The sequence below is a fragment of the Arthrobacter sp. Cza30 genome (genome assembly GCF_059090765.1).
On the sequence record NZ_JBNHGA010000004.1, the window covers coordinates 401,462 to 425,936 of the forward strand.

27 protein-coding genes are annotated in these 24,475 nt (G+C 69.1%); 15 read left to right on the plus strand and 12 right to left on the minus strand.

Annotated elements, in window-relative coordinates:
• Positions 1-53: 53 nt before the first annotated feature.
• The gene (locus AC5RVZ_RS15460) at positions 54-485 is read right to left on the minus strand and encodes a hotdog fold thioesterase (protein ID WP_494066652.1); all 432 of its coding nucleotides are present in this window, start codon (positions 483-485) and stop codon (positions 54-56) included.
• Positions 486-543: 58 nt separating this feature from the next.
• Between AC5RVZ_RS15460 and polA the strand changes: the two genes are divergently transcribed.
• Both polA and AC5RVZ_RS15470 read left to right on the plus strand, forming a co-directional pair.
• A complete protein-coding gene (gene polA, locus AC5RVZ_RS15465; protein WP_494066653.1) occupies positions 544-3,183 on the plus strand; it encodes a DNA polymerase I in 2,640 nt (879 codons plus the stop codon).
• Between the two features lie 45 nt (positions 3,184-3,228).
• Positions 3,229-4,902, plus strand: coding sequence for a DUF885 domain-containing protein (locus tag AC5RVZ_RS15470; protein WP_494066654.1), 1,674 nt, complete (start codon positions 3,229-3,231; stop codon positions 4,900-4,902).
• Between the two features lie 75 nt (positions 4,903-4,977).
• On the opposite strand, the gene AC5RVZ_RS15475 is transcribed toward AC5RVZ_RS15470, so the two are convergent.
• Entirely contained in the window at positions 4,978-5,613 is a 636-nt protein-coding gene (locus AC5RVZ_RS15475) for a phosphoribosyltransferase (RefSeq protein ID WP_494066655.1), read from the minus strand.
• An 85-nt stretch (positions 5,614-5,698) separates the two neighbouring features.
• Here AC5RVZ_RS15475 and AC5RVZ_RS15480 point away from each other — a divergent pair, with 85 nt between their 5' ends.
• The 3 genes from AC5RVZ_RS15480 to AC5RVZ_RS15490 are packed head-to-tail and all read left to right on the plus strand — an operon-like array spanning position 5,699 to position 8,922.
• Positions 5,699-6,736: an LLM class flavin-dependent oxidoreductase gene (locus AC5RVZ_RS15480; RefSeq protein ID WP_494066656.1), complete on the plus strand. Its 1,038-nt coding sequence runs from the start codon at positions 5,699-5,701 to the stop codon at positions 6,734-6,736.
• Between the two features lie 34 nt (positions 6,737-6,770).
• Positions 6,771-8,141, plus strand: a complete 1,371-nt coding sequence (locus tag AC5RVZ_RS15485; protein WP_494066657.1) for an MFS transporter — start codon at positions 6,771-6,773, stop codon at positions 8,139-8,141.
• A 19-nt stretch (positions 8,142-8,160) separates the two neighbouring features.
• Positions 8,161-8,922 (plus strand): SGNH/GDSL hydrolase family protein, encoded by a 762-nt coding sequence (locus AC5RVZ_RS15490; RefSeq protein WP_494066658.1) that lies wholly within the window; start codon positions 8,161-8,163, stop codon positions 8,920-8,922.
• 2 nt (positions 8,923-8,924) lie between these two features.
• Here the strand turns inward: AC5RVZ_RS15490 and AC5RVZ_RS15495 are convergent, their stop codons facing one another.
• Positions 8,925-9,494: a dihydrofolate reductase family protein gene (locus tag AC5RVZ_RS15495; RefSeq protein WP_494066659.1), complete on the minus strand. Its 570-nt coding sequence runs from the start codon at positions 9,492-9,494 to the stop codon at positions 8,925-8,927.
• Positions 9,495-9,661: 167 nt separating this feature from the next.
• On the opposite strand from AC5RVZ_RS15495, the gene AC5RVZ_RS15500 reads away from it, so the two are divergent.
• Entirely contained in the window at positions 9,662-9,925 is a 264-nt protein-coding gene (locus AC5RVZ_RS15500) for a DUF6458 family protein (protein ID WP_494066660.1), read from the plus strand.
• Between the two features lie 31 nt (positions 9,926-9,956).
• Here AC5RVZ_RS15500 and AC5RVZ_RS15505 read toward each other — a convergent pair whose 3' ends face one another.
• Both AC5RVZ_RS15505 and AC5RVZ_RS15510 read right to left on the minus strand, forming a co-directional pair.
• Positions 9,957-11,294 (minus strand): MFS transporter, encoded by a 1,338-nt coding sequence (locus AC5RVZ_RS15505; RefSeq protein WP_494066995.1) that lies wholly within the window; start codon positions 11,292-11,294, stop codon positions 9,957-9,959.
• Between the two features lie 43 nt (positions 11,295-11,337).
• On the minus strand, positions 11,338-11,841 hold the full coding sequence (locus AC5RVZ_RS15510) for a GNAT family N-acetyltransferase (RefSeq protein ID WP_494066661.1): 504 nt from the start codon (positions 11,839-11,841) through the stop codon (positions 11,338-11,340).
• A gap of 74 nt (positions 11,842-11,915) precedes the next feature.
• On the opposite strand from AC5RVZ_RS15510, the gene AC5RVZ_RS15515 reads away from it, so the two are divergent.
• The 3 genes from AC5RVZ_RS15515 (at position 11,916) to AC5RVZ_RS15525 (ending at position 13,426) form a co-directional block, all read left to right on the plus strand.
• Complete coding sequence (locus AC5RVZ_RS15515) at positions 11,916-12,506, plus strand: dihydrofolate reductase family protein (protein ID WP_494066662.1); 591 nt, start codon at positions 11,916-11,918, stop codon at positions 12,504-12,506.
• A 46-nt stretch (positions 12,507-12,552) separates the two neighbouring features.
• A complete protein-coding gene (locus AC5RVZ_RS15520; RefSeq protein WP_494066663.1) occupies positions 12,553-12,885 on the plus strand; it encodes a hypothetical protein in 333 nt (110 codons plus the stop codon).
• 61 nt (positions 12,886-12,946) lie between these two features.
• Positions 12,947-13,426, plus strand: a complete 480-nt coding sequence (locus AC5RVZ_RS15525; protein ID WP_494066664.1) for a hypothetical protein — start codon at positions 12,947-12,949, stop codon at positions 13,424-13,426.
• 102 nt (positions 13,427-13,528) lie between these two features.
• Here the strand turns inward: AC5RVZ_RS15525 and AC5RVZ_RS15530 are convergent, their stop codons facing one another.
• The 5 genes from AC5RVZ_RS15530 to AC5RVZ_RS15550 form a co-directional block, all read right to left on the minus strand.
• Positions 13,529-14,962 carry a hypothetical protein gene (locus tag AC5RVZ_RS15530; RefSeq protein WP_494066665.1) on the minus strand — a complete coding sequence of 478 codons (1,434 nt, stop codon included), beginning with the start codon at positions 14,960-14,962 and terminating at the stop codon, positions 13,529-13,531.
• Positions 14,963-15,074: 112 nt separating this feature from the next.
• Positions 15,075-15,365: a helix-turn-helix domain-containing protein gene (locus AC5RVZ_RS15535; RefSeq protein WP_494066666.1), complete on the minus strand. Its 291-nt coding sequence runs from the start codon at positions 15,363-15,365 to the stop codon at positions 15,075-15,077.
• A gap of 52 nt (positions 15,366-15,417) precedes the next feature.
• Entirely contained in the window at positions 15,418-15,945 is a 528-nt protein-coding gene (locus tag AC5RVZ_RS15540) for a tyrosine-type recombinase/integrase (protein ID WP_494066667.1), read from the minus strand.
• On the minus strand, positions 15,845-16,135 hold the full coding sequence (locus AC5RVZ_RS15545; protein ID WP_494067012.1) for a hypothetical protein: 291 nt from the start codon (positions 16,133-16,135) through the stop codon (positions 15,845-15,847). The genes AC5RVZ_RS15540 and AC5RVZ_RS15545 overlap by 101 nt, the downstream gene beginning before the upstream one ends.
• A 178-nt stretch (positions 16,136-16,313) precedes the next feature.
• Entirely contained in the window at positions 16,314-16,775 is a 462-nt protein-coding gene (locus AC5RVZ_RS15550; RefSeq protein ID WP_494066668.1) for a pyridoxamine 5'-phosphate oxidase family protein, read from the minus strand.
• 104 nt (positions 16,776-16,879) lie between these two features.
• Here AC5RVZ_RS15550 and AC5RVZ_RS15555 point away from each other — a divergent pair, with 104 nt between their 5' ends.
• Both AC5RVZ_RS15555 and AC5RVZ_RS15560 read left to right on the plus strand, forming a co-directional pair.
• Positions 16,880-17,800: an AEC family transporter gene (locus AC5RVZ_RS15555; protein ID WP_494066669.1), complete on the plus strand. Its 921-nt coding sequence runs from the start codon at positions 16,880-16,882 to the stop codon at positions 17,798-17,800.
• 263 nt (positions 17,801-18,063) lie between these two features.
• The gene (locus AC5RVZ_RS15560) at positions 18,064-18,624 is read left to right on the plus strand and encodes an HdeD family acid-resistance protein (protein ID WP_494066670.1); all 561 of its coding nucleotides are present in this window, start codon (positions 18,064-18,066) and stop codon (positions 18,622-18,624) included.
• 73 nt (positions 18,625-18,697) lie between these two features.
• Here AC5RVZ_RS15560 and AC5RVZ_RS15565 read toward each other — a convergent pair whose 3' ends face one another.
• Positions 18,698-20,686, minus strand: coding sequence for a S9 family peptidase (locus tag AC5RVZ_RS15565; protein ID WP_494066671.1), 1,989 nt, complete (start codon positions 20,684-20,686; stop codon positions 18,698-18,700).
• Between the two features lie 3 nt (positions 20,687-20,689).
• A complete protein-coding gene (locus tag AC5RVZ_RS15570; protein WP_494066672.1) occupies positions 20,690-21,454 on the minus strand; it encodes an SDR family oxidoreductase in 765 nt (254 codons plus the stop codon).
• Between the two features lie 119 nt (positions 21,455-21,573).
• On the opposite strand from AC5RVZ_RS15570, the gene AC5RVZ_RS15575 reads away from it, so the two are divergent.
• From AC5RVZ_RS15575 to AC5RVZ_RS15590, 4 genes are all read left to right on the plus strand, one after another.
• Positions 21,574-22,059 carry an NfeD family protein gene (locus AC5RVZ_RS15575; RefSeq protein ID WP_494066673.1) on the plus strand — a complete coding sequence of 162 codons (486 nt, stop codon included), beginning with the start codon at positions 21,574-21,576 and terminating at the stop codon, positions 22,057-22,059.
• Positions 22,052-23,143, plus strand: coding sequence for an SPFH domain-containing protein (locus AC5RVZ_RS15580; RefSeq protein ID WP_494066674.1), 1,092 nt, complete (start codon positions 22,052-22,054; stop codon positions 23,141-23,143). Before AC5RVZ_RS15575 ends, AC5RVZ_RS15580 begins: the two co-directional genes overlap by 8 nt.
• A 14-nt stretch (positions 23,144-23,157) precedes the next feature.
• A complete protein-coding gene (locus AC5RVZ_RS15585; RefSeq protein WP_494066675.1) occupies positions 23,158-23,955 on the plus strand; it encodes a glycerophosphodiester phosphodiesterase family protein in 798 nt (265 codons plus the stop codon).
• A 136-nt stretch (positions 23,956-24,091) separates the two neighbouring features.
• Entirely contained in the window at positions 24,092-24,475 is a 384-nt protein-coding gene (locus tag AC5RVZ_RS15590; RefSeq protein ID WP_494066676.1) for an RNA polymerase-binding protein RbpA, read from the plus strand.

Genomic DNA, 24,475 nt, shown 5'->3' on the forward strand with positions numbered 1-24,475 from the left:
AACCTCGACGAGAAGCGGATGCCACCCCCGTGTGACATCCGCTTTCGTGTGCGTCAGGGAGTCGGAAGGTCCTTGATGTGGTTGGTGATGCGCACCGTCGAGCACCGCCTGCCGTGCTCGTCGGTGATGACGATCTCGTGCACGGTCAGAGTGCGGCCGAGGTGCAGCGGCGTGCACACACCGGTGACCATGCCGGACGTCGCCGAACGGGTGTGGGTGGCATTGATGTCCACACCGACGGCGAGCCTTCCCGGACCGGCGTGCAGGTTCGCCGCCATCGAGCCGAGCGATTCGCCGAGGACGACGTACGCGCCTCCGTGCAGCAGCCCGACCGGCTGCGTGTTGCCCTCGACGGGCATCGTGGCGACCGCGCGCTGCACCGAGAACTCGACGAACCGCACCCCCATCTTCTCGGCGAGGGCACCCATCCCGCGTTCGGCCGCCCAGGCGAGGCCGTCGACGTCTGTGGGGGAGTGTTCGAGCATGTCTCACCTTCGGTCGGGAGCGCCGGGCGCTGTCGGCGACGCTGACTAGGCTTGCAGGGTGACGGACTCCGCAAAGCCTACCCTTCTGGTCGTGGACGGCCATTCGCTGGCGTACCGGGCGTTCTACGCCCTGCCGGTGGACAACTTCTCCACCAAGGACGGGCAGCACACGAACGGGATCTACGGGTTCCTCGCGATGCTGATCAACCTGATCAAAGCCGAGAAGCCCACGCACCTGGCGGTGGCGTTCGACACGTCCCGGCAGTCGTTCCGCACGCGCCAGTACGCCGAGTACAAGGCGAACCGCTCCGAGACGCCCAGCGAGTTCAAGGGCCAGATCGCCCTCCTGCAGGACTGCCTGGCCGCCATGAGCATCCCGGTGCTCCAGCAGGAGGACATCGAAGCCGACGACATCCTCGCCACGCTCGCCACACAGGGGGCCGCAGAGGGATACCGGGTGCTCGTCTGCTCGGGGGACCGCGACACCATCCAGCTGGTCAACGACCAGATCACCCTGCTGTACCCGAACGTTCAGGGGGTGTCCCAGCTGAAGCGCTACGACCGCCAGGCGGTGATCGACCGGTACGGCGTGCCGCCCGAGCAGTATCCCGACATCGCGGCGCTCGTGGGCGAGACGAGCGACAACCTTCCGGGAGTGCCGAAGGTCGGGGAGAAGACGGCGGTCAAGTGGCTGACCCAGTTCGGGTCGCTCGACGCGCTGCTCGAGAGCGCCGACGCCATCAAGGGCGTCGTCGGCAACAACCTGCGCGAGCACATCGACGACGTGCGTCGCAACCGCATGCTGAACCGCCTCCTGACGGACGTGGAGCTGCCCATCGGTCCGCGGGACCTCGAGGTGAAGCCCATGGATGCCCAAGCGGTGCGCGACATCTTCTCGCGCCTGGAGTTCAAGACGCTCATCCCGCGCGTCGCGGAGCTCGCCGGCATCGAGCAGCAGATGGCGGCGGTGACGTCGGCCGCGGCGGTGCCGATGCCCACACCTGTCGAGCCCGCGCCCGCGGATCTGCGAGCCTGGCTCGAGGCGGTGGAGGGCGAGGTCGGGGTCACGGTCGTGTCCGCCGCCGGCCTGCCGCAGCGGATCGGCTTCGCCACCGAGGATGCCGCGGCTGAAGCCACCTGGACTCCGGAAGTCGCCGAGGCGCTCACGCCGTGGCTCGCCTCGCCGTCGCCGAAAGTGCTCAGCGACGCCAAGCCGCAGGTCAAGGCGCTCCGTCGGGCCGGCATCCGGCTCGGCGGTCTGGCTTTCGACGTCCTGCTCGCCGGCTGGCTCCTGCGTCCGAGCTTCCCCGACAAGACCCTCGCGAACCTCGTCGAGCGCTTCCTCGACGAGAAGCTCCCCGAGGCCGATCCCACGCAGCTCGTTCACGAGACGGAGGGGGCCACGCCGGGGCAGCTGGCCTGGTACGTCATGCGCGTCGCCGAGGCACTGCGCGCCGACCTGCCCGCGAGCGTCGCCGGGGTTCTGAGCGAGGTCGAACTGCCGACGCTGCAGGCGCTGGCCGACATGGAGCTCGCCGGCGTCGCCGTCTCGCACGACTCGCTCTCGGCGTTCTCGTCCGAGCTCGGTGAACGCGCGGACGCACTGGCCGAGCTGGCGTACGCCGCGATCGGCCGCGAGGTGAACCTCGGCTCTCCCAAGCAGCTGCAGGAGGTGCTCTTCGACGAGCTGCAGCTTCCGAAGACCCGCAAGACGAAGACGGGCTATTCGACGGATGCCGCCGTTCTCGCGGACCTGCTCGAGACGAACCCGCATCCGTTCCTGGATCTGCTCCTGCAGTATCGCGAGGCCACCAAGCTGCGCCAGATCATCGAGTCGCTCGACACGGCGATCGGTCCGGACGGCCGCATCCACACCACGTACCTGCAGACGGGAAGCCAGACCGGTCGACTCTCGAGCACCGATCCGAACCTGCAGAACATCCCGATCAGGACCGAGGAGAGCAGGCGCATCCGCTCGGCGTTCGTCGTCGGCGAGGGCTACGAGACGCTCCTGACGGCCGACTACTCGCAGATCGAGATGCGCATCATGGCGCACCTGTCCGAGGATCCCGGCCTCATCGAGGCGTTCAACTCCGGCGAGGACCTGCACCGGTTCGTCGGCGCGCGCGTCTTCGCCGTGGCACCCGAGGACGTCACGCCGGCGATGCGCACGAAGGTCAAGGCGATGTCGTACGGCCTGGTGTACGGGCTGTCGGCGTTCGGCCTGTCCAAGCAGCTGCGCATCGAGCAGGCCGAGGCGAAGCAGCTCATGATGGAGTACTTCGCGCGCTTCGGCGCCGTCCGGGACTACCTGCGCTCGTCGGTCGAGCAGGCCCGCATCGACGGGTACACCGAGACGATCTTCGGCCGGCGCCGCCCCTTCCCGGACCTCGCGAGCCCCAACCGCGTGCTGCGTGAGAACGCCGAGCGTGCGGCGCTGAACGCGCCCATCCAGGGCAGCGCGGCCGACATCATGAAGATCGCGCTGTTCCGCATCCACGACGACTTCGCCGCCCAGGAGCTCCGCTCACGCGTGCTGCTGCAGATCCACGATGAACTCGTCATCGAGGTGGCCCCGGGGGAGTGGGACGCGGCGGAGCGCATCGTTCGCACGCGGATGGGCGGGGCAGCGACCCTCTCGGTGCCGCTCGACGTGCAGATCGGTCGCGGTGGCGACTGGAACGCCGCCGGCCACTGAACCCGTCGTTTTGTCACAGTCGGACTCATCCCTAGGCTCATCCACATGACTGACGAAACCCGCACGCCCACGCAGATCGACAAGATCGCTGATGCGTGGGTCGACACCCTCGCCGAGCTCGAGCCGACGCTGGCGACCTATATCGGACGCTCGGAGTACAACGACCGCTTCGGCGACTACAGCCCCGCCGGCCAGGAGCGTCTCATCGCGGAGGGGCGCCGCACCCTCGCGGCGCTGTCCGAGGCCACCGCCGTCGACGACATCGACGAGGTGACCAAGGACGACCTCGCGCGTGAGATCCAGCTCGGCATCGAACTGCACGAGGCGAAGTGGCACCTGCGGGACCTCAACGTCATCGCATCCCCGGCCCAGGACATCCGCTCCGCCTTCGACCTCATGCCGACCGACACCCCCGAGGACTGGTCCGTCGTCGCCACGCGTCTGCAGGCGGTGCCCGGCGCGATCGACGGCTACATCCAGACGCTGCGCGAGGGCATCGCCCAGGGGATCGTTCCGGCGCGCCGTCAGGTCGTCGAGGTCGTCACGCAGATCGGCCGCTACACCGAGGACGGCGGCTTCTTCTCGGCGTTCGCGGCCGACGCCGCCCCGGCCGAAGGCCAGCTGCCGGCCAGCCTCGCCCGCGAGCTGGCGGACAGCGCCAACGCGGCCCGCGTGGCGTACGACGAGCTCGCCCAGTTCCTCGCCAACGACCTCGCGCCCGCGGCGTCGGAGAAGGATGCGGTCGGTCGCGAACTCTACGCGCTGCACTCGCGCCGGTTCCTCGGCGCGACCGTGGACCTCGACGAGACGTACGAGTGGGGCGTCGAGGAGCTCGCGCGCATGGTCGCCGAGCAGGAGTCGATCGCCCACGAGATCAAGCCGGGCGCGACGGTGGAGGAGGCGGTCGCCTTCCTCGAACAGGATCCGGCACGCAAGCTCCATGGCACCGAGGCTCTTCAGAAGTGGATGCAGGAGACCAGCGACCGTGCCGTCGAAGAGCTCGGCCGGACCCACTTCGACATCGCCGAACCGATCCGGCGGCTGCAGTGCATGATCGCCCCCACCAAAGAGGGCGGCATCTACTACACCGGCCCGACCGACGACTTCTCGCGGCCCGGCCGCATGTGGTGGTCGGTGCCCGAGGGTGTGGACTCATTCGACACGTGGCGCGAGCTCACGACGGTGTACCACGAGGGCGTGCCGGGTCACCATCTGCAGATCGCGCAGGCCGTGTACAACCGCGCACAGCTCAACTCCTACCGCCGACTCCTCGGCGGAACCTCCGGCCACGCCGAGGGCTGGGCGCTGTACGCCGAGCGCCTGATGGAGCAGCTCGGATACCTCGACGACCCCGCCGACCGGCTCGGGATGCTCGACGGCCAGCGCATGCGCGCGGCCCGCGTGGTCCTCGACATCGGCGTGCACCTCGAGAAGCAGCGGCCGGACGGCAACGGCACGTGGGACGCGGACTTCGCCCTGGACTTCATGCGCCGCAACGTCAACATGCCGGACGAGTTCGTGAAGTTCGAGGTGAACCGCTACCTCGGGTGGCCGGGGCAGGCGCCGTCGTACAAGGTGGGCCAGCGGATCTGGGAGCAGCTGCGCGACGAGGTCGCCGAGCGCGAAGGCGATGCCTTCTCGATCAAGCAGTTCCACAAGCGCGCGCTCGACATCGGCGGCGTGGGCCTGGACACCCTCCGCTTCGCGCTCTCGCGCTGACCTGACAGGCGACGCGCGCTGCCCGCTCGGCGACCGAGCGGGCAGCGCGCGACCGGCGCGCCCGTCGCCGCGCGCTCAGACGGACGGAGGGCGCCGCTCGGCGAGCAGCCGAACGACCTCCTCGTCGCCGGTCTGCGTGAAATCGTCGTAGAACTGCCCGACCGCCCAGAAGTCCCGCCGCGGATGCGGGCAGACGAACTCGTCGACGACATCCGCGGGAGCATGCCACCGAGCTGGGGCGACGGGCACGGCGAGGACGATGCGTGACGGATGGCGGCCACGCAGCGCTCGGCACGCCGCGACGGCGCTCGACCCGGTGGCCACGCCGTCATCCACGACGATCGCCGGCCGCCCGCTCAGATCGGCGGACCCTGATCCGAAGGCGCCCGTCCGTCGGGCGAGCTCGTCGCGTTCCGCCGCCTCCACCTCGTCCACGTCGCGAGCGGACATCCCGGCCCAGCGCACGGCGTCGGGAGCCACGATGCGCACACCGTCCGCGATCGCTCCGACAGCGAACTCCTCGTGACCGGCCGCGCCGAGCTTGCGCACGACAACGGCGTCCAGCGGCAGGGCGAGGGCGTCCGCCACAGCGGCCGCGACGACCACGCCGCCTCGCGGAATGCCCAGGACGACGGCATCCGATCCCTTCCACGGCAGAAGGGATCCCGCGAGCTCGCGGCCCGCGGCCGTCCGATCCGCGAAGAGGGCCATGGCCCCACGGTACGCTCGCGGCATCCGTCGAGGAATGCCGTGCCACCGACGCAGGTTGCATGCAGGCGAATGGAAGGATGCCCCGATGGCTGACCACACCGATATCCAGCTGGGACTCGACACGTTCGGCGATGTGACGATCGACGACGCCGGCGAGCGCCTCAGCGACGCGCAGACGATCCGCAACGTCGTCGAGCAGGCGGTCCTCGCCGACGAGGTCGGGCTGTCGTTCTTCGGCGTGGGGGAGCACCATCGCCGCGAGTTCGCCGTCTCCAGCCCCGAGATCGTGCTCGCCGCCGCGGCAGCGCGCACCGAGCGCATCCACGTGGGCACGGCCGTCACGGTGCTCTCCAGCGACGATCCGGTGCGCGTGTACGAGCGTTTCGCGACGCTGGATGCCATCTCCAACGGTCGCGCCGAAGTGATCCTCGGCCGCGGCTCGTTCATCGAATCGTTCCCGCTGTTCGGCTACGACCTCCGCGACTACGAGACGCTGTTCGACGAGAAGCTCGATCTGTTCTCCCGGCTGCTCACCGAGAAGCCCGTCACCTGGCAGGGAACGCTGCGCGCGCCGCTGACCGACGCCGACGTGTTCCCGAAGACCGAGCACGGGCTGCGGGCATGGGTCGGCGTGGGCGGGACGCCGGAATCCGTCGTGCGCGCCGCGCGATACGGGTACGGCCTGATGCTGGCCATCATCGGCGGTCCGGCCGCACGGTTCCGACCCTTCGCGGACCTCTACCGGCGGTCGCTGGACACCTTCGAGCGCGACCCGCTCCCGGTCGGGGTGCACTCGCCGGGTCACATCGCCGAGACGGACGGGCAGGCGTGGGATGAGGCGTACTCGGCATTCGAGGCGATGAACAACACCATCGGCCGGGAGCGCGGGTGGCCGCCGTACAACCGGCTGCGGTTCCAGCACGACGTCGGACCGGAGGGCGCGCTGTACATCGGCGCCCCGGAGACCGTCGCCCGCAAGATCGCCGCCACGATCCGGACCCTGGGTGCCGCCCGCTTCGACATGAAGTTCTCCACGGGAACGCTCTCGCATGCCAAGCTGATGCGGTCCATCGAGCTGTATGGCACGCGGGTCGCGCCGATGGTCCGCGACCTGCTCGCGTGACGCGTGCCTCGCCTGAGATCCGTAGCATGACGCTATGACCGATGCCGACACGCGTGCGCGGAGCGTTCCCGCACGCCTGGACCACCTGCCCTTCACCCGACGCCATCTGCGCGTTCTGACCGGCTCGGGCATCGGCTGGGCGCTGGACGCGATGGACGTGGGACTGATCTCGTTCGTCATCGCCGCCCTCGCGGTGCAGTGGGATCTGCAGCAGCATGAGACGGCGTGGATCGCGTCGATCGGGTTCGTCGGCATGGCGATCGGCGCCAGCCTGGGTGGACTGCTGGCCGACCGCTACGGACGCCGGCAGCTGTTCGCCGTGACGCTGCTGGTGTACGGCCTGGCGACGGGCGCGAGCGCTCTCGTGGGCGGGCTCGTCGCGCTGCTGGTGCTGCGCTTCTTCGTGGGACTGGGACTCGGAGCGGAATTGCCGGTGGCCAGCACGTACGTGAGCGAGTTCGCGCCCGCCCGCATGCGGGGACGGCTGATCGTGATCCTGGAGGCGTTCTGGGCGGTCGGCTGGACCGCCGCCGCGCTCATCGGCTACCTGGTGATCCCCGCATCCGCCGACGGCTGGCGGTGGGCCTTCGCGCTGGGCGCCGTGCCGGCGATCTACGCCGTCGTGGTGCGCTGGGGCCTGCCGGAATCCGCCCGGTGGCTGCAGCGCCGCGGACGACGTGCCGAGGCCAACGCCGTCGTGGCGACATTCGAGGAGGCGGCTCGCACGCAGGGGAGGGGCTTCTCGCCCGCTGCAGAGGTCGCACCCGTCGACGGGGGAGCCCCGAGCGCCGCGGCATCCGATGCGCGGTCACGCCTCGGCGCGCTGTGGACGCCCGAGTTCCGAGCCCGTACCGCGTCGCTCTGGCTGGTGTGGTTCTGTGTGAACTTCTCGTACTACGGCGCGTTCATCTGGATCCCGTCGATCCTCGTCACGCAGGGCTACGACCTGGTGCGGTCCTTCGGCTTCACCCTGATCATCACGCTGGCGCAGCTGCCGGGCTATGCCGTGGCGGCCTGGCTCATCGAGGTGTGGGGGCGACGCGCGACTCTGTCGGTCTTCCTGATCGGATCGGCCGCGGCCGCCGTGGTCTTCGGGACCGCCTCGAGCGAAGCGCTCGTCATCGGCGCCGGGATGGCGCTGTCGTTCTTCAACCTCGGAGCATGGGGCGCCCTCTATGCCGTCACTCCCGAGATGTACCCCACATCGTTGCGCGGCACCGGCGCCGGGTGGGCCGCCGGGGTCGGCCGCATCGCCTCGATCGTCGCGCCCCTCGCGGTGCCTCCGCTGCTGACCCTCGGCGGCGCCTCCATGCTGTTCGCGGTGTTCGCGGCCTTCTTCGCTGTGGGTGCCGTCGCCACGTGGGGACTCATCGATCGACGGGGCGTGGCGCTGGACGATCGCTGACGCGCCGTAGGCTGGGCACGTGGCATCCGTGCGTTACGTCGCCATCGGCGACTCGTTCACCGAGGGTGTCGGCGACGAGCTGCCCGACGGACACGTGCGCGGCTGGGCGGACCTCGTAGCTCAGGGATGGGCGGACGCCGCCGGCGAGCCGATCGAGTACGCCAACCTCGCCATCCGCGGCAGGCTCGTCTGGCCGATCGTGGAGCAGCAGCTCGAGCCGGCGCTGGCGCTGAAGCCCACGCACCTGTCGTTCAACGGTGGCGGCAACGACATGCTGCGTCCGCGCACGAGCATCTCGCGTGTGGTGCAGGCGTTCGAGACGGTGGTCCGGCGCTGCGACGAGGAGGGTGTGCGGCTGATCATGCTCTCGGGCGCGAACCCGTCGTCGCAGCTTCCGCTGGGCCGGGTCATCCAGCGCCGTGGCGACGTGCTCTCGCGCGCGGTCGAGGCCCGATTCGCCGAACGCACCGATATCGTGCGGGCCTACAACTGGTTCGACCGCGAGCTCGCCACCCCGCCGTACTGGTCCGAAGACCGACTGCACATGAACGCGCGCGGTCACCATCGGGTGGCTGCGCGGGTCCTGACGGCCCTCGGCTTCGAGCCGCCTGCCGGCTGGTGGTCGCTGCCGCCCCTCGCGCTCACGACGACTCGCGGTGCCATGTACTACCGCGACCACCTGGGCCCCTGGGTGCGTCGGCGTCTGACGGGAGCATCGTCCGGCGACGGGCGGGAACCCAAGTTCCCGGAATGGGCGACGTTCGTGCCGCAGACCCACTGAGCTCACTCTGTCGGGTGCGCGACGGAGTAGCTGAGTTCCGCGAACGCCCCCATCTGGCGCACCCCGGTGAGGGTCAGGCGGTCGGCGCCGATACGGCGGGGGAGCAGGGGCTTGCCCGACGGCAGCGTGGCGGGGGCGATGGACACGCGGATCTCGTCCAGGAGCCCCGCATCGTCGAACTGCCCGGCGAGGTCGCCGCCGCCGACCACCCAGACGTCACGTCCGCCCGCCGAATCCCGGATCGCCGGCCACATCTCGCGCACATCGCCGCTGGCGAAGCGGACGTCGGCGCCCGGCACGACAGGCTGGTCGCGGCGCGAGAACACCCATGTGGGCCGGTCGCCGTAGTACGCCGGCCACTTCTCCGGATGGGCGATGAGGTCCTCGTGCTCGACCACCCACCGGTAGGTCGACGAGCCCTGCACGAGCACGCCGATCCCGTCCAGGAACCGCTGGAAGTCGTAGTCGCCGCCTTCGCCGCCGGGGGCGGCGAAGAGCCAGTCGAGGGAATCCTGGTCGTCGGCGAGGAAGCCGTTGAGGGTCGCTGCGGTGTAGAAGATCACGCGGGGCATGTCCGCACGCTAGCGTGATGCTCCGACATCCGCGGCGCTCGGATGCCCCAGCGCCTGTCGCTTGTCAAGCCCTTGCCGTCGCCGATCCGGCCACGGGATGGTGAACCCGGGACCGACGTCCCGGAGCAGGGGAGGGCGGCTTCGCCGTGCCCCGGAAAGGAACCCGCATGAGTATCGGAGCTGGAATCGCGCTGTTCGCCATCGGCGCCATCCTCGCGTTCGCCGTGAACGTGGAGGTGCAGTGGGTGAACCTCGACATGATCGGGTACATCCTGATGGGCGCCGGACTAGTGATCTTCCTGGTCGGCATCGTTCTGCTGGCGCGCCGTCGCCGGTCCGAGACGGTCACCCGATCGGCCGTCGACCCGGCGGGAACGGAGCGGGTCACGCGCCAGAGCAGCAGCTCGACCGACGACGCCGTCGGTCTCTGACCGACGCGACCGCATCGCGCCGGCGCCGCACTCAGCGGCGCCGGCGCGATCCACGTGGAGGGCGCGGCGGGTCCATCCCGATCCGGATGCGCGTGCGCTTGCGCTCGACCACGATGAAGCTCGCACCCAGCAGCCACAGCGGCACCTGCGCGAGGAACGCCACGCGGAAGGCATCCAGCGAATACGTCTCCGGCGTTCCCGCGCCCTGGAGGTCCAAGGCGAGGCCGATGAGGAAGATCGCAAGGAGCGCGGCGAGAAAGCCGCCCGCGTTCGTCACGCCGGTCGCGGTGCTCAGGCGATGCGTCGGGTTGTGGGTCCGGGCGTGGTCGAACGCGATCATCGATGCCGGCCCGCCCGTTCCGAGGGCGAACGCGAGGATGAGCAGCAGCCACAGCGGAGCTGGACCGGGGTAGAGGATCACCGCGAGCCACGCGATCAGCTGAACCGCGACCGTCGGCAGCACGAGAGCGCGCGATCGCATCGTGGGGACGCGTCGCGAGAGCTCGCCCATCACCGGTCCCAGCGCCATGCCGACCACGACGTACGCCGACATGACGCTTGCGGCCTCGGCCGTGGAGAGCCCTTCGCCGGCGGTGAGGAACGGCATGCCCCACAGCAGCACGAAGGCGGTCCCGGCGAAGGGCGTCGTGAAGTGCGACCAGAAGGCCAGCCGCGTTCCCGGATGCGCCCAGGCTGCGCGGATGCCCGCACCCGTGTCGACCGTCGATGTGACGACGCGGATCGCGCCGGTGTCGGTGTCGACCGACACGTCGTCGTCGCGGTCGGGTGGATGGTTGCGGATGATGAGGAAGACGAGCACTGCGAACAGCACACCGAGGCCGGCGACGCTGCCGAAGGTGATCGTCCAGGTCGTCGCATGCAGCAGCGCCGCCAGGGGCACGAGCGCGACGAGCTGTCCGGACTGCCCGATGATGCCGGTCAGCTGAACCATGAGCGGTCCGCGCTGGGCCGGGAACCACGTCGCGACCAGGCGAAGGACCCCGGGGAACACGGCGGCGTCGCCGGCGCCCAGCAGCATGCGCGCGACGATCGCCACGCCGACACTGGGGGAGAGCGTCATGACGAGCTGCCCGACCGCCATGAGCACCATGCCGACCGTCATGATCGGGCGTGCGCCGTAACGATCCAGGAGCACGCCGATCGGAATCTGCATGCCGCCGTACACGGCGAGCTGCACCACCGCGAAGAGCGACAGGGTGGAGGCATCCGCATCGAAGCGGGCCGCGGCGTCCACACCGACGGCGCTCAGGGACGAGCGGTTGACGACCGCGAGCACATACGCGGCGACGCCGACCGACCACACGAGCCAGGCCCGGAATCCCGGCCCTGCGAGGAGGGTTCGGGTCAGTCGCGCCACCCTTCCACCGTAGTTCCTGTCCCCGCCGAGCCCGTCACAGCGGCATGCCGAGGACCCTGCGCAGCGGTCCGTCATTCCGGCGGTCGCCGTCGTGGAGGCGCCGCATGCCGAGCTTCTCCGCCACTCGCTCCGACGCGCGGTTGTCGGGCTGGACGATCGCGACGAGCTCGTCGGCGAGGCGGCGCTCGCGGGCGAGGTCACGGCATGCGGCGGCCGCTTCGGTGGCGAAGCCGCGTCCCTGCCACGCGGGGGAGACGTGATAGCCCACTTCCAGCATGCTGACGCCGTCGACGTCCTGCCACGTCAACCCGCAGTCGCCGACGAAGTCGCCCTCGAGCGTCTCGACGATCCACAGACCGTGACCGTGGTTGGCGTAGTTCCTCTGATTCCACGCGATCCAGGCCGCCGCCTGGTTCCGCGTCTTCGGCGCGGGATAGAAGCGCATCACGTCCGGGTCGCCCAGCAGCCGCGCCATGTCGTCCAGGTCCGCCGTCGTCATCTCGCGGAAGCGGAGGCGAGGGGTGCGACGGGGGATCACGCGCCAAACGATACCGACCAAGGGGGGAGCGGTTCCGCCTTACCGCGCCCAGGGGACATCGCTACCGTGGCGTCATGGCGACGTTCACGGTGGACTTCTTCAGCAGTCTCGACGGCAACGGCTCGGCGCGAGGGTGGCCCGGCTACTGGGGCAAGGAGGGGCCGGAGCTCCGCCGGGATCGCGTGGAAACGTTCGCGCAGCCGCAGGCGCTGGTCTTCGGCGCGACCACCTTCCGGGAGTTCCGCCGGTTCGTGCGCGAGTACGACGAGCCGTACTACGAGAGCCTGAACGCCCTGCCGAAGATCATCTTCTCGAGCACGCTGGAGGAGCCGCTGGGCTGGCAGAACTCGACACTGGTCCGGGAGGACGCCGTCACAGCGGTGGAGCGGCTCAAGCGCGAGAGCGACGTGCCGCTGCGCTCGCACGGCAGCATCTCGCTGAATCGGGCGCTGCTGGCGGCGGGCCTGGTGGACCGACTCGAAGTGATGCTGTTTCCGGCGATCACCGGACGCGTCGGCTACGCGTCGCTGTTCCACGACGGGCCCGAGTTCGACCTGGAACTCGTCGACTCGAAGGTCCTCGACGGCCGCACGCTCAAGCTCGTGTACGTGCCGCACGTCCACACCGGCATCCCGGACGGCGTGGGACCGCACCGCCGCGGGTGAGGCGCTGCGGCCTCAGGGCGGGGAGCGGAGGAAGCAGCGCTTCCGCATGCTGATGGTGAAGACGATTGGGGAGTTTTCAACAACGCTGTTCCGTAAACCGGCCGACAAGTCTGTCTTTCCTAGCGCGATTCCGTCGGTGCCATTGGTTCCTGGGTTAGACGCTGAGGTAACCCGCTCGCGTCTTGCTATGGTCTTCGGAAACGACGTGCAGCCTCACTCTGGGGCTGGGAAGCGGGGCGGGCTTGCCGAGCTCAGTGGCGCGGACGCACTCAAGGCGCCGCCTGCGGTCATGGATTCCGATCTCCGTCGCCGCCGTGATTTGCATTGGCTTCGTCGTTGGCGCCTTATGGATGCAGAACTCATGGTGGACCGATCCTGACCGTCCCGCCGATGCAAGTCAGCAAGCGCCTGACGGCATGTCTGTGTTCACGGAGCCAGGGATGGACTACCTCACTCGACAGGGTGTGGTGCGGGTCCGGATCGGGCCGGATTCGCTTCCCGCGACCGAGCTGGGGCTCGACGCGGACGGTGCGCAGACGTTCGAGCCGATCACTCCCATTCGCGCAGTGGCGGTCGCGGCGGATGGCTCGTTCCATGTGGATTTGGTCCGGTCGTTCACCTTGACGACGACGAACAATCGCGTGGAGTCGGTGGAACTCGTGCGCGAGGCCAACGGTGCTTGGCTCACGGTTTTCCCGGATCTGCAGCGGGTCGCGTCTTTCTGGGGCTGGACGGACGCCGACCTTAGCCATCTCCAGGACGATCTCACCGCTGCGGCCCGCGAGGGGGACGGGGAACGGTACTCAGCTCAGCTTCCGCTCGTTGAGCACAAGGGCGCGGTCGTATCCGCGACGGTCGACGTTGACGTGGCGACGCCGGAAGTCACCGCCACCTTCCTCATCGGTGAGCCCGGTCCCTAACGGCCTGACGTGTCCGAGTCGGCTTGATCCCTCGAGCGGCAGCGCGTATATAGACCACGGCATCGACCGGGTGAGCCAGCGCGTTCGCTTGAGAGAGAATCTCTAGCCGTGAGCTGCTTGCTCCGCCTGCTTTGCGTCGACGTAGGATCCGAACAGCGAGCCGGAGTAGGCGGCATGCCTCGCCATCGTCGTGATGGAGTAGCCGAGGGTGTCCGCGAGGGTATGGGGGTCAAGTTGCGCGGTTAGCAGCTTGAGGGTTGAGTTTCGTGTCCGTTGAGGGTCTAGGCCGAACGATTTGAGGCGTTGTTGCAGCGTCGGGACAGAGATGGGTCTGCCTGCGCGGTAGCCGGGGAAGAGCCAGTCCGTGTCACGGTTCGCGGTCTGTTGGTTGCTGCGGTGCGAGATGTGTGCCCAGAACAGCGGAGCGAGGAACTCGGGAACCAGCGTGGGAGTGACTCCGAGCGCGAGGTAGATGCCGTCGGGACGAACGTCGACTTGTGACATTCTCATGCCGGCGATCCTTGTGAGCGGCGTTGCCCAGAGCAGGTGGATGAGCGCTGCGACCCGGGTGCTAGTCGCGACATCCTCTAACTCGATGACATTGCGGATGACCTGCAGTCGATCCCGCTGGCTAAGCGTCGGGATTGTCCGCGCTGAGTGTGCGGGAACGAAGTAACGTCGCTTCCCGCCGCGGCCGCGGGCGAACCAGGATATGAAGTGCTTGATGTGGAAGCGGGTGGTCACTCCATCGTCCAGGTAGCGGTCGATGTGGACCTGGGCGAAGGTCGCGACGGAGCTGTTCTGGTCATCCTCGAGCCAGATGAGGAACTTTCCGGCTTCGGTGATGGATTGTCGCGCGTTGCGGCATGCGATGTCCATGTTCGCGCCGGTCCCGGCGAGCTGTCGCAGCCGCTGCAAATGTGCCCACCTGGCGTAGCTTTCAATGGTCGTGACGACGTCGGGCCGTGTCCGCAGCTCGTTCAGCCGCTGGCTAAGCCACCGCTCGAATATGGCGAGATGACGGTCCGCCGGCGCGGTCATAATCCGATGATGGATGAGCAACTCCCGCAGGTGCTCGAGGGCTGTTGAACGGGGGAGCGCGTCGAATGCCTGCGGTGTGAGCTCGACCTCGCGGCTGCCTATCCTCCTGAGCAGCTCGCGAGCTTTCGCGCCGCGTAGCCAGGTGTAGATGCTCTCGGGCCTGGATGACGTGACGAGGATGTCAATGAGTCTGTGGAGGCGCAGATCGGGCGGATCTGACGACCGCAGGATGGCGGTCAAATCGTCAGTGAGCACGCATCTGATGCATGCGCCGCCCCGGAACCGCTCCGTCTCCGTGCCGCACTGGTCGCAGGTCATGAGGGGCTTTGAGATGCCGGCGCAGTCTCGACAGATGGCTTTCCCCTCGGCTGTTCGGCCGGGAAGCAGCCGCTCATCGCCGCAGCTGGGGCAACGCCCGTGTGTCCGCATGGCCTCGGTGAAGCAGATTCCGCAGATGGCGCCGTCCGGCCAATGGATTCGGATCTTCGGGACCATTCGCTGGCATCTGTCGCATCGCTTATCCCCGGTGCTCCGGGGGCGCCCTCGCGGTTGCGGAGGCACCGCGCTGTGAACGGATGCGCTGCGGGGGTTGCCGTTCTCGCGCGGCCTAGCCATCGTCGTCGTCGAATACTCGGGCGCGGGTGGGGCGGTAGTCGCGGAGATCTGGGATGCCGGGGTTGCCGTTCGCTGCGAGTTTGCGCCGCGACGTGCGGGCGTCCGCGACCGTCCATGGTGCGAGTTCCTCGACGCTGCAGTTGAAGATGTCGCAGAGCGCGAACAGCACTTTGAAGGCGATGCGGTCGGGATTCTCCGTCGCCACCAGCCGGTAGACCTGCGACGCCGAGAACGTGATGCCTCGATCCCTGAGCGGTTGGACGAGGTCCGTGCTGCTCTTCATCCGATGCTTGGCCATGAGCTCGCGGATGCGCACTCGTAGGTGATCTCCCGCTTCATGATGTGCCTCGTTTCGTTGTGCCCCTGCGGCGCAGAGGTGGGGGCGGTGGGAGCTTGAGCGTCCGTCGTGGCTTCGGCGGTGGCGTGCTTAGCGCCGCCAGGGTCTCGCGCTGGACGCGTTCAAGTTCTCGCACCTGAAAGTCTGGCGCGGGCAGCGTGTAGATCGACGTCGTCGCAGCGTGTACATGCCCGAGCTGGTACTGGACGAACTTGAGGTCGTATCGGTACTCGGTGAGCAGGATCGTCGTGTAGGAGCGTCTGAGGGAGTGAAAGTCGAGACCCGCGGGAAGCCCAGTTCGTCGAGGAACTCGTCCATCTTCCGCCAGAGATGGGAGCCCGACACCACAGAGCCCGGGTTGGTGGGGAAGAGGTCCGTCAGCGGCTGGCCGTAGTGTGGCAGACCGACGTTGACCCAGTCGTTCATCATCTCGGCGGACCAGTCGAATACCGTGAGGACGGTCGGGGTTTGAACGGTTGGCCGGCCGTGCCTTTCCCGAAGCGGACGTGCAGGTTGCCGTAGTCACCGAACTGAGGAGCTCGGCCGTTGGGGGAGAGGTCGACGATCTGCAGATGGCTGACTTCATACCTTCGGAGGCCCCAGCTGAAGGCCGTCTTGAACGCGGCGGCGTCGCGGAGAGCAGTGAGCGCGCCGCTGCGTCCGGAATCCAGCCTTCGCTCGTACTCGAGATCCATCAGATCGAAGAGCTGCTGCAACTCACGCCGTGTGAACGCTCGCTTCTCCGGCCGCTTCTCACTCTCCTGTGAGTGCTTGACACGGTTGAACTCCGTCGCGGGGAGTGGCTCACGATTGGCCAGATTTCTACAACGCGCAAGTTGTGATGGATGATGATTTACGAGTTGACATAATGTGGATTATCGGATGCGGGATGGTTCAGGCGAGCCAGCGCCCGTCCCGCATGAGCAGCCGCCCGCCGAGCTCGTTCGACTCGCGCCACGCCTGGATGCGGTCCGGTCGCAGGACGACGAACTGGTAGCCGGCGAGGCCTCGCGGGTCCCAGTCGGCCTGGCCGGCATACGCTCGGCCGAGCGTCTCATCCTCGTCGACCCCGACGGTGCGCTCGACGACGGCGTCGATGACGACGACGTCTCTGGTCGGACCCACCCCGAGCCGCGCCCTGCCCGTCGACGCCAGGTTCGTCGCCGTCGGCGACGATTCATCGACGGCGATGACGGCGCGCTCGGTCACCCACGCCAGTGACAGCGGGACCAGATACGGCGTCCCGGCGGGCGACGCCGTCGACACCCAGACGTCGACCGCCGGCTCGCTCAGTCTCGTCAGCGCGTCGGCCCTCCTCGTCGCGCGGTCCCGGGGCTGCGGCATGTTCACACTCATGCCGCCACGCTAGCCAAGCCCCCATCGTCCCGCTTCTCGATTCCTGCGGGATGCGTGCCCGGTCGCTGAGAAGAGCCGGCCCGGCGCCGCTCTAGGCTCGAAGAATGCTGGAATCGCTCACCGGGTTCGTCGTGGTGGGCGTCGCCATCATCGTGGGGTGGATCCTCGGACGCATCGACCTGCTCGGCGAGCATGCCCGGCCGGTGCTCGCTCGGCTCACGTTCTTCGTCCTGTCGCCGTTCCTGCTGTTCGTCGTGCTCGCGCAGGCCGACGTCCGGACGCTCTTCTCGGCACTGCTCCCCGTCTCGGCGATCGCCGCGGTGGCGGTCATCGCCGTGTACGCGTTCATCGCCCGTCTGGTGTGGAGACGCCCCCTCGGCGAGATCGTCATCGGAGCGCTGAGCGCGGGTCAGGTCAACTCCAACAACATCGGAATCCCCCTGTCGCTGTACCTTCTGGGCAGTGCCGCCTATCCCGCGCCCGTCATCCTGATGCAGCTGCTGCTGTTCACCCCGATCACGATGGCGATCCTGGATGCCGTCACCGCGGGCCGGTCGTCGTTGTGGCAGTCGGTGGGACGCGTGGTCGGCAACCCGATCGTGCTCGGCTCCGTGCTGGGCACCCTCGTGTCGGTGCTCGGCGTCGACCTGCCCCCCATCGTCATGGAACCGGCGCAGCTCATCGCGAACGCGTGCGTGCCGATCCTCCTCATCGCCTACGGGATCTCGCTGCACGGCCAGCGGGTGCTCGGCTCCTCCGGGCGCCGGCGTGACATCGTGCTGGCGACGGTGCTGAAGCTCGTGGCGATGCCGGTCGTGGCGTGGGCGGTCGCGGAGTTCGTGTTCGGCTTGCACCCGCACGACGTCCTCATCGTGACGGTGCTCGCCGCGCTGCCGACGGCGCAGAACGTCTTCAACTACTCCCAACGCTACGACGTCGGCGAGACGATCTCGCGTGACACCGTCTTCCTCACCACCGTCGGCTGCATCCCGGTGCTCTTCGCCGTCACGCTGCTGCTGGGCTGACCGCTCAGCGGAGCGGCGCAGGCGAGCGCCACTCCCCCGTTGGCGGCGCCTCCGTCAGCGGAGTCACGATATATCGTGTCTTGCGTACGGCAACAGCATCCCGCCGACGACGCCGGCATACTGGGCCGCCCCAGCGGCGGCCCGCAGCGGCTCGGCGCGCGTGACGCGAGGGGCGCCGCGACGGGCGAGGCATCACATGACGGGATCCGACGCGGTCTAAGCTTTAGCCGCGTCTTCTCAGGGAACATGCAGAAGGGACCGTGATGTCCACCGAACCCGTCATCGGGAGGCCCGCCGTCAACGCGCTCCGTACCGCCCTCGGCATCGGCGGCGTCCTCGCCGCCGTCGTGGGCGTCCTCATCCTGCTGTGGCCGGGCAAGACGCTGTCCTTCGTGACCGTCATCATCGCGATCTACGCGATCGCCGCGGGCCTTGTCTACGCCGGTCTCGGCATCTTCTCGACGGTGCGCGGCGGGTGGTCCCGCGTCGGCCACATCGTGCTCGGCGTCCTCTTCGTCATCGCCGGTGTGGTGGCGCTGTTCAACATCACCCTGACCCGCGACTGGCTGCTGCTCTTCGTCGGCGTCCTCGTGGGCATCATGTGGATCATCGAAGGCGTGGTCTCGCTGTCCACGCTCGAGACGGGACGGTCCAGACCCTGGACCGTCGTCTTCGCGGTGCTCAGCATCGTCGCCGGCATCGTGATCCTCTTCGCTCCGGTGTGGGGCACGCTGGTGCTGTGGTGGCTGCTGGGCATCTCGCTGCTCGTGCTCGGCGTCATGAACATCGTGCGGGCCTTCACCTTCGGCTCGCGGACGATCTGAACGCAGGCCACGTGAAGGGGGCACCGGATCCGTCCGGTGCCCCCTCTCACATGCGTCAGTCGACCCTCGCGCGTCAGTCGACCGGCAGCCTGCGACTCCACCAGTCCAGCACGGCGGCGAAGCGCTCCACGCGGTGACGCGGCTGGCCCGATCGGGTGAGCTCGTGGTTCTCACCGGGGAAGATGAGCATCTCCGCCTCGACCCCGTTGCGCTTCAGGGCTGAGAAGTACCGGGTGGCCTGTTCGAGCGGGCAGCGGAAGTCCAGCTCGGAGTGCAGGACCAGAGTCGGCGTCTTCACCTGGTCGGCGACCGCCATGGGGCTCTGCCGGGCGATGTCCTCCGCCGAGACGCCGACGTACTCGTCGCCGAAGAACGTCCCGATGTCGCTCGTTCCCTGGAACGTCGCCGGGTCGAGGAAGCCACGCTCGACGATGGCGCCGGCGAAGCGGTGATCGTGCGCGATCACCCATGCGGTGAGGTATCCGCCGTACGAGCCGCCCATGACGCCGACGCGTGCGCCGTCGAGCCGGGCATCGTCGGCGACGGCCCCCTCGAGGAAGTCGATCACGTCGGCGAAGTCCACCGTCCCCATCGCCTGCCGGATGCTGCGACCGTGGGCTCGGCCGTAGCCGGCGGAGCCGCGAGGGTTGCAGTACACCACGGCGTACCCGGCATCGACGAGGACCTGGGTCTCGTCGAAGAGGTGCACGCCGTACGCCGCATACGGTCCGCCGTGGATCTGCAGGATGACGGGGAAGGGCCCCTCCCCGTCCGGCGCGGCGACCCAGCCGTGCACGGGGTAGCCGTCACGGCCGGTGACGGTCAGCTCGCGCGGCAGCGCGATGCCCGACGCGGCGGCAGCCGCCCCAAAGGCCGTCAGCGTCTTCTGGTCCGGGCCCTCGAGGAGCACGAGCTCCCCGTACGAGTCCGGTCGCGCGACCGAAGCGACCCCCCGCTCCCCCGCGGCGGCGTGGCCGGCCACCTCGAGATCGCCGCCGAGCACCTCCGTCAGCGCTCCGTCGCGTGCGACCCGCACGAGCCGGACCCGTCCGCGAGTGCGATCCTGCACCAGGAAGTCGTCGCCGACGGCCGTGATGTGGCTGCCCACCTCGCCCAGGTCGATCGACTCGGCGTCCGTCAGCCGGCGCGGCCCGTCCGCCTCGAGCAGCCAGAGGCCGACGCCCGGTGCGATGAAGTCGACCCCGTCGTCCCCCACCTCGTGTGCGAGCAGCGCGATGGCGCCGTCGCCGGCGACCTCGGCGCCGAAGACGGTCAGCCCGGCCTCGCGAGCGAGGACCTCGCGCTGGCCGGAGCCGTCGACCGACACGGCGATCAGGCGCGAGCGCAGGTCCCGGCGATCCGGCTCGATCTCGTCGGGCACGGTGAGGACCTCGGCGCCGTCGGCGGTGAAGACGACGCCGCCGTGCGACGCGGTGCCGTCCGTCAGCTGCTCAGCGGCGGCGTGGACGAGCTTCTTCTTGGGCGCGTCCTCCCCTTCGGCGCGCACGGCCGGCGCCGGCTCGTAGAACGGCTCCGACTCGGGTGACGGCGCGTCGACGATGAACACGTGAGCCGGGCGATCGGAGACGTACCCCAGCCCGTTGGCGTGCCACCGGATGCCGGTGATGTGCCGCGGCGCCTCCGCGGAGGCATCCAGGCCCTCGACGCTGCCGTATCGCCCCTTCTCCGGGACGCGGGCGAGATATGCCAGGCGGCCACCCTCGGGCGACCATGCGAAGTCCTCGACACCCAGCGGCGCGTCGGTCGCCTGCACCGGCTCGCCTCCCGTGGCGGCGACGACGTGCACCTGCGGCTTGCCCTTCGCATCCCCGCGGAGGAAAGCGATGCGTGTGCCGTCCGGCGACAGGCGCGGCGCGGCATCGGCCGTGCCGCGGGTGAGCCGGCGTGGCGATCCGTCAGGAAGCTCGACGCGCCAGAGCTGCCCGACCGCGCGGTTGGCCTCGATATCGGGGCGCGAGGTGGCGAAGACCGCGAACGACGCGTCCGGCGCGATCGTCGGACGGCTGACGGCGATGAGGGTGGTGATGTCTTCCGCGCGCATCGGTCACTCCGCCGCGAACGACGAGACGTCGCCCACGAGTCGTGTGTGATCGGCCGGCACAGGCTCCACGGCTGCGGCGGCGACCTCGGCGGCGAACTCCGACACGTTGTAGAGCTTGCCGGCCGACTCCCGCCGGGTTGCGATCGCGCCCGGGTTGGCGCGCTCGAGCAGCGTCGCGGTGATCGTCCCCTCGATCATGTCGCCGGAGACGACCACGAACTCGATCCCCCGCTCGGTGAGCGCGGGGATGCGCTCGCGCAGGGCGTCCTCGCCGGCTCGCTTGGACAGGGCCACCGGCTCGTACTCGGGCATGGTCGGCGTCGTGCGGATGAAGTGGGCCTGGTGGCTGGTGACGAACACCACGCGCGAGCCCTCGCGCAGCAGCGGCAGCGCCGTCTCGAGGACGCGCACCTGCGCATCGCGGTTCAGCTGCAGCGCGTAGTCCTCGGCCACGCCGGACTCCATGCCGCCGGAGGCGTTGAGCACCAGGATGTCGAGGCCGCCGAAGGTCCGCTCCACCTCGTCGAACATCGCCTGCACGGATGCGGCGTCGGTGAGGTCGGCGCCGACGACGAGCACCTCGACGCCGAGCTCCCGCAGGCCTGCCGCGAGCTTCTCCGCCCGCGGAGCCTTGTTGCGATAGTTCACGACGACATCGGCTCCCGCTTCGGCGAGATAGCGGACGGTGTCGGCGCCGATGCCGCGGGACGAACCCGTGACGAGCGCGGTCTTGCCGCGCAGAGAGCCGGCCTCGAGGGTCTGAGTCATGGATGACGCTCCTGTGGATGTGGGCCCGGATCGCGGGTGGGCGGGCCGTGTCGACCCTATCAACGCGCCGCGCGCAGGCGCGTGTAGGGTTCCATCAAGGGACTCGGGAAGGGAAGGCGATGCTGCCAGATCTCACGCAGTACATGTGGATCCTCTGGCTGGTGCTCGCACTCCTGTTCGTCATCGTCGAGCTGCTCACGCTGGAGTTCACGTTCCTGATGCTGGCCGCGGGGTCGCTGATCGGCGGCCTGGGCGTGAATCTCCTGGGCGGCCCGTGGTGGCTGCAGATCGGCGCCGCCGCCGCGCTGTCGGCCATCCTGCTCTTCACGATCAGGCCGCTGCTGCTTCGCACGCTGCACCGCGGCGCAGAGCCGGCTCGCACGAACGTCGATGCGCTCTACGGCATGGGTGCGCGTGTGCTCGCGCCGTTCGTCGACGGCTACGGCTCCGTCAAGCTCGACAACGGCGAGACCTGGACCGCCAAGCTCGCTCCCACCGCTCCCCCGACACTCGAGGTCGGCGCCCGGGTCAACGTGGTCGCCGTCCTCGGAGCGACCGTCGAGGTCGCCACCGACCCCCCTGAAAGGAACCCCCACGATGGTTGACGTCGGCGCCTTCATCGGCCAGATCTTCGTGATCGTCCTGCTGGTCGTCCTGGCGATCTTCGTGATCGTCGTGATCTTCCGTTCGATCCGCATCATCCCCCAGGCGTACGCCGGCGTCGTGGAGCGCCTGGGCCGCTATCAGCGCACCCTGCAGCCGGGCCTGAACCTGCTCGTGCCGTTCATCGACCGCCTGCGTCCCCTCGTCGACATGCGGGAACAGGTGGTGTCGTTCCCCCCGCAGCCGGTGATCACCGAGGACAACCTCGTGGTCTCGATCGACACGGTGGTCTACTTCCAGGTCACCGACGCCCGGGCTGCGACCTATGAGATCGCGAACTACCTGAGCGCGGTCGAGCAGCTCACCACCACGACGCTGCGCAACGTGGTGGGCGGGCTGAACCTGGAGGAGGCGCTCACCAGTCGCGACAACATCAACGGGCAGCTGCGCGTCGTGCTCGACGAGGCGACGGGCAAGTGGGGCCTGCGGGTGTCGCGTGTGGAGCTCAAGGCCATCGATCCGCCGCTGTCGATCCAGGACTCGATGGAGAAGCAGATGCGCGCCGAGCGCGATCGGCGCGCGGCGATCCTCACCGCCGAGGGGTCGAAGCAGTCGCAGATCCTCGAGGCCGAGGGGCGCCGGCAGGCCGAGATCCTTCGCGCCGAAGGAGACAAGCAGGCCGCGGTCCTGCGCGCGCAGGGCGAGGCGGAGGCCATCGAGATGGTGTTCAACGCCATCCACGCCGGCGGACCGGACGACAAGCTTCTGGCGTACCAGTACCTGCAGACACTGCCCAAGATCTCCGAAAGCCCGTCCAGCAAGCTGTGGATCATCCCAAGCGAGCTCACCGAGGCGCTCAAGGGCATCGGCGACGCCTTCGGTGGCCGCGCGGCGCCCACGTCCGCAGGTCCCGCGTCGACGCCCGGCCGTGCGCGTCCGCGGTCCAGCTCGGCGGCGGACGAGGCGGTGGCCGCCGCGCACGAGGCCGCCTCGGCAGCCGACGAGATCGCGACGCAGGCGATGGACGCGACACCGGGTGGTGTCGGCGCGGCACCGGGAGAGTCGTCGGGCGATATCGTCCGCTGAGCCTGAGCAGAGGTATGAGCCACCCGTGGTTCCGGGGCGTCGCGACGCCTCGCGTCCTGGCCCATCGAGGACTCGTCACGGCGGATGCCGCCAGAGACGGTGTCGTCGAGAACTCCTTCGCGGCGGTCGCGGCAGCCCACGCGGCCGGGGTCGCGTACGTCGAAACCGACTGTCATGTGACCGCGGACGGCGTGGTCGTGCTGTTCCACGACGAGGATCTGTCACGCGTCACGGGAGACCCCCGGAAAGTCGCCCGCGTCGCGGCCGCAGAGCTCGAACAGCTGATGGCGGAACGGGGCGGCCTCATCGCGCTGGCCCAGGCGCTGGAGGCCTTCCCGACGCTCCGGTTCAACCTCGACGTCAAGGTCGACGCCGCCGCCGAGGCCGTGGGCCGCTTGGTCGCTCCCCATGCCGACCGGGTGCTCGTGACGAGCTTCTCGGATGCGCGTCGTCGCACCGCGCTGGCCGCCGCCCGCGAGGTCCTGCACGCGCCCGCCGGCGATGCTCCAGCGTCGCTGCCGGCCACCTCGGCCGGTCGGGGCGCGGTCGCGCGCGTGCTCGCCGCCGTCGCGTCGCGCTCGCGCCGCGCGATCGGCCGCTCGCTGGCGGGTCTGGATGCGCTGCAGGTGCCTGAGCGTCGCGGCCGGCTGCGCATCGTCACGCCGCGTCTCATCGAAGCGGCGCACCGGCACGACGTCGAGGTGCATGTGTGGACTGTGAACGACGTGGATGACATGCGCCGCCTCGTCGGGATGGGCGTCGACGGCATCGTCACCGACCGCGCCGACGTAGCCCTCGAGGCGCTAGGCTGACAGGTCCGCGCCGCCGTATCGCCGCCGCCCTCGCCGGGGCTGAGCATCCACTGTGAATGCGGGTCCAGCGGGGGCCGCTCGGATGATCCGCACAGGTCGCTTGGTTATACCTGTACAGCGACGAGAGGACCACACAATGGCAGACCGGAGTCTCCGCGGCATCCGACTCGGCGCCCAGAGCCTACAGAGCGAAGAGGGCGTCGTGTTCCATGAGCGCGCACAGCACACCTATACGTGTACGGCATGCGGCCGTGACACGACCTTGACCTTCGCGGCCGACGCCGAGGTGCCCCCGTCGTGGGAGTGCCGCACGTGCGGCGGCGAGGCGCTGCGGCGCGTCGGCGAGGGCACCGAGACGGTCGACCACTCTGGCGACAAGACGCCTCGCAGCCACTGGGACATGCTGCTGGAGCGGCGGACCATCCCCGAGCTCGAGGAGCTCCTCGAGGAGCGGCTCGCCTACGTCCGCGCCCGCCGCGGCGCCGGCGAGGACATGTCCGTCGACAAGATGAGCGCCTGA

Bases quoted from the DNA above. Each gene is read 5' to 3' on its own strand.
- AC5RVZ_RS15460 (WP_494066652.1), bottom strand. From the start codon at position 485: ATGCTCGAACACTCCCCCACAGACGTCGACGGCCTCGCCTGGGCGGCC.
- AC5RVZ_RS15470 (WP_494066654.1), top strand. From the start codon at position 3,229: ATGACTGACGAAACCCGCACGCCCACGCAGATCGACAAGATCGCTGAT.
- AC5RVZ_RS15475 (WP_494066655.1), bottom strand. From the start codon at position 5,613: ATGGCCCTCTTCGCGGATCGGACGGCCGCGGGCCGCGAGCTCGCGGGA.
- AC5RVZ_RS15480 (WP_494066656.1), top strand. From the start codon at position 5,699: ATGGCTGACCACACCGATATCCAGCTGGGACTCGACACGTTCGGCGAT.
- AC5RVZ_RS15485 (WP_494066657.1), top strand. From the start codon at position 6,771: ATGACCGATGCCGACACGCGTGCGCGGAGCGTTCCCGCACGCCTGGAC.
- AC5RVZ_RS15495 (WP_494066659.1), bottom strand. From the start codon at position 9,494: ATGCCCCGCGTGATCTTCTACACCGCAGCGACCCTCAACGGCTTCCTC.
- AC5RVZ_RS15500 (WP_494066660.1), top strand. From the start codon at position 9,662: ATGAGTATCGGAGCTGGAATCGCGCTGTTCGCCATCGGCGCCATCCTC.
- AC5RVZ_RS15515 (WP_494066662.1), top strand. From the start codon at position 11,916: ATGGCGACGTTCACGGTGGACTTCTTCAGCAGTCTCGACGGCAACGGC.
- AC5RVZ_RS15520 (WP_494066663.1), top strand. From the start codon at position 12,553: ATGCTGATGGTGAAGACGATTGGGGAGTTTTCAACAACGCTGTTCCGT.
- AC5RVZ_RS15525 (WP_494066664.1), top strand. From the start codon at position 12,947: ATGGACTACCTCACTCGACAGGGTGTGGTGCGGGTCCGGATCGGGCCG.
- AC5RVZ_RS15530 (WP_494066665.1), bottom strand. From the start codon at position 14,962: ATGGTCCCGAAGATCCGAATCCATTGGCCGGACGGCGCCATCTGCGGA.
- AC5RVZ_RS15535 (WP_494066666.1), bottom strand. From the start codon at position 15,365: ATGAAGAGCAGCACGGACCTCGTCCAACCGCTCAGGGATCGAGGCATC.
- AC5RVZ_RS15550 (WP_494066668.1), bottom strand. From the start codon at position 16,775: ATGAGTGTGAACATGCCGCAGCCCCGGGACCGCGCGACGAGGAGGGCC.
- AC5RVZ_RS15555 (WP_494066669.1), top strand. From the start codon at position 16,880: ATGCTGGAATCGCTCACCGGGTTCGTCGTGGTGGGCGTCGCCATCATC.
- AC5RVZ_RS15560 (WP_494066670.1), top strand. From the start codon at position 18,064: ATGTCCACCGAACCCGTCATCGGGAGGCCCGCCGTCAACGCGCTCCGT.
- AC5RVZ_RS15565 (WP_494066671.1), bottom strand. From the start codon at position 20,686: ATGCGCGCGGAAGACATCACCACCCTCATCGCCGTCAGCCGTCCGACG.
- AC5RVZ_RS15570 (WP_494066672.1), bottom strand. From the start codon at position 21,454: ATGACTCAGACCCTCGAGGCCGGCTCTCTGCGCGGCAAGACCGCGCTC.
- AC5RVZ_RS15575 (WP_494066673.1), top strand. From the start codon at position 21,574: ATGCTGCCAGATCTCACGCAGTACATGTGGATCCTCTGGCTGGTGCTC.
- AC5RVZ_RS15580 (WP_494066674.1), top strand. From the start codon at position 22,052: ATGGTTGACGTCGGCGCCTTCATCGGCCAGATCTTCGTGATCGTCCTG.
- AC5RVZ_RS15585 (WP_494066675.1), top strand. From the start codon at position 23,158: ATGAGCCACCCGTGGTTCCGGGGCGTCGCGACGCCTCGCGTCCTGGCC.
- AC5RVZ_RS15590 (WP_494066676.1), top strand. From the start codon at position 24,092: ATGGCAGACCGGAGTCTCCGCGGCATCCGACTCGGCGCCCAGAGCCTA.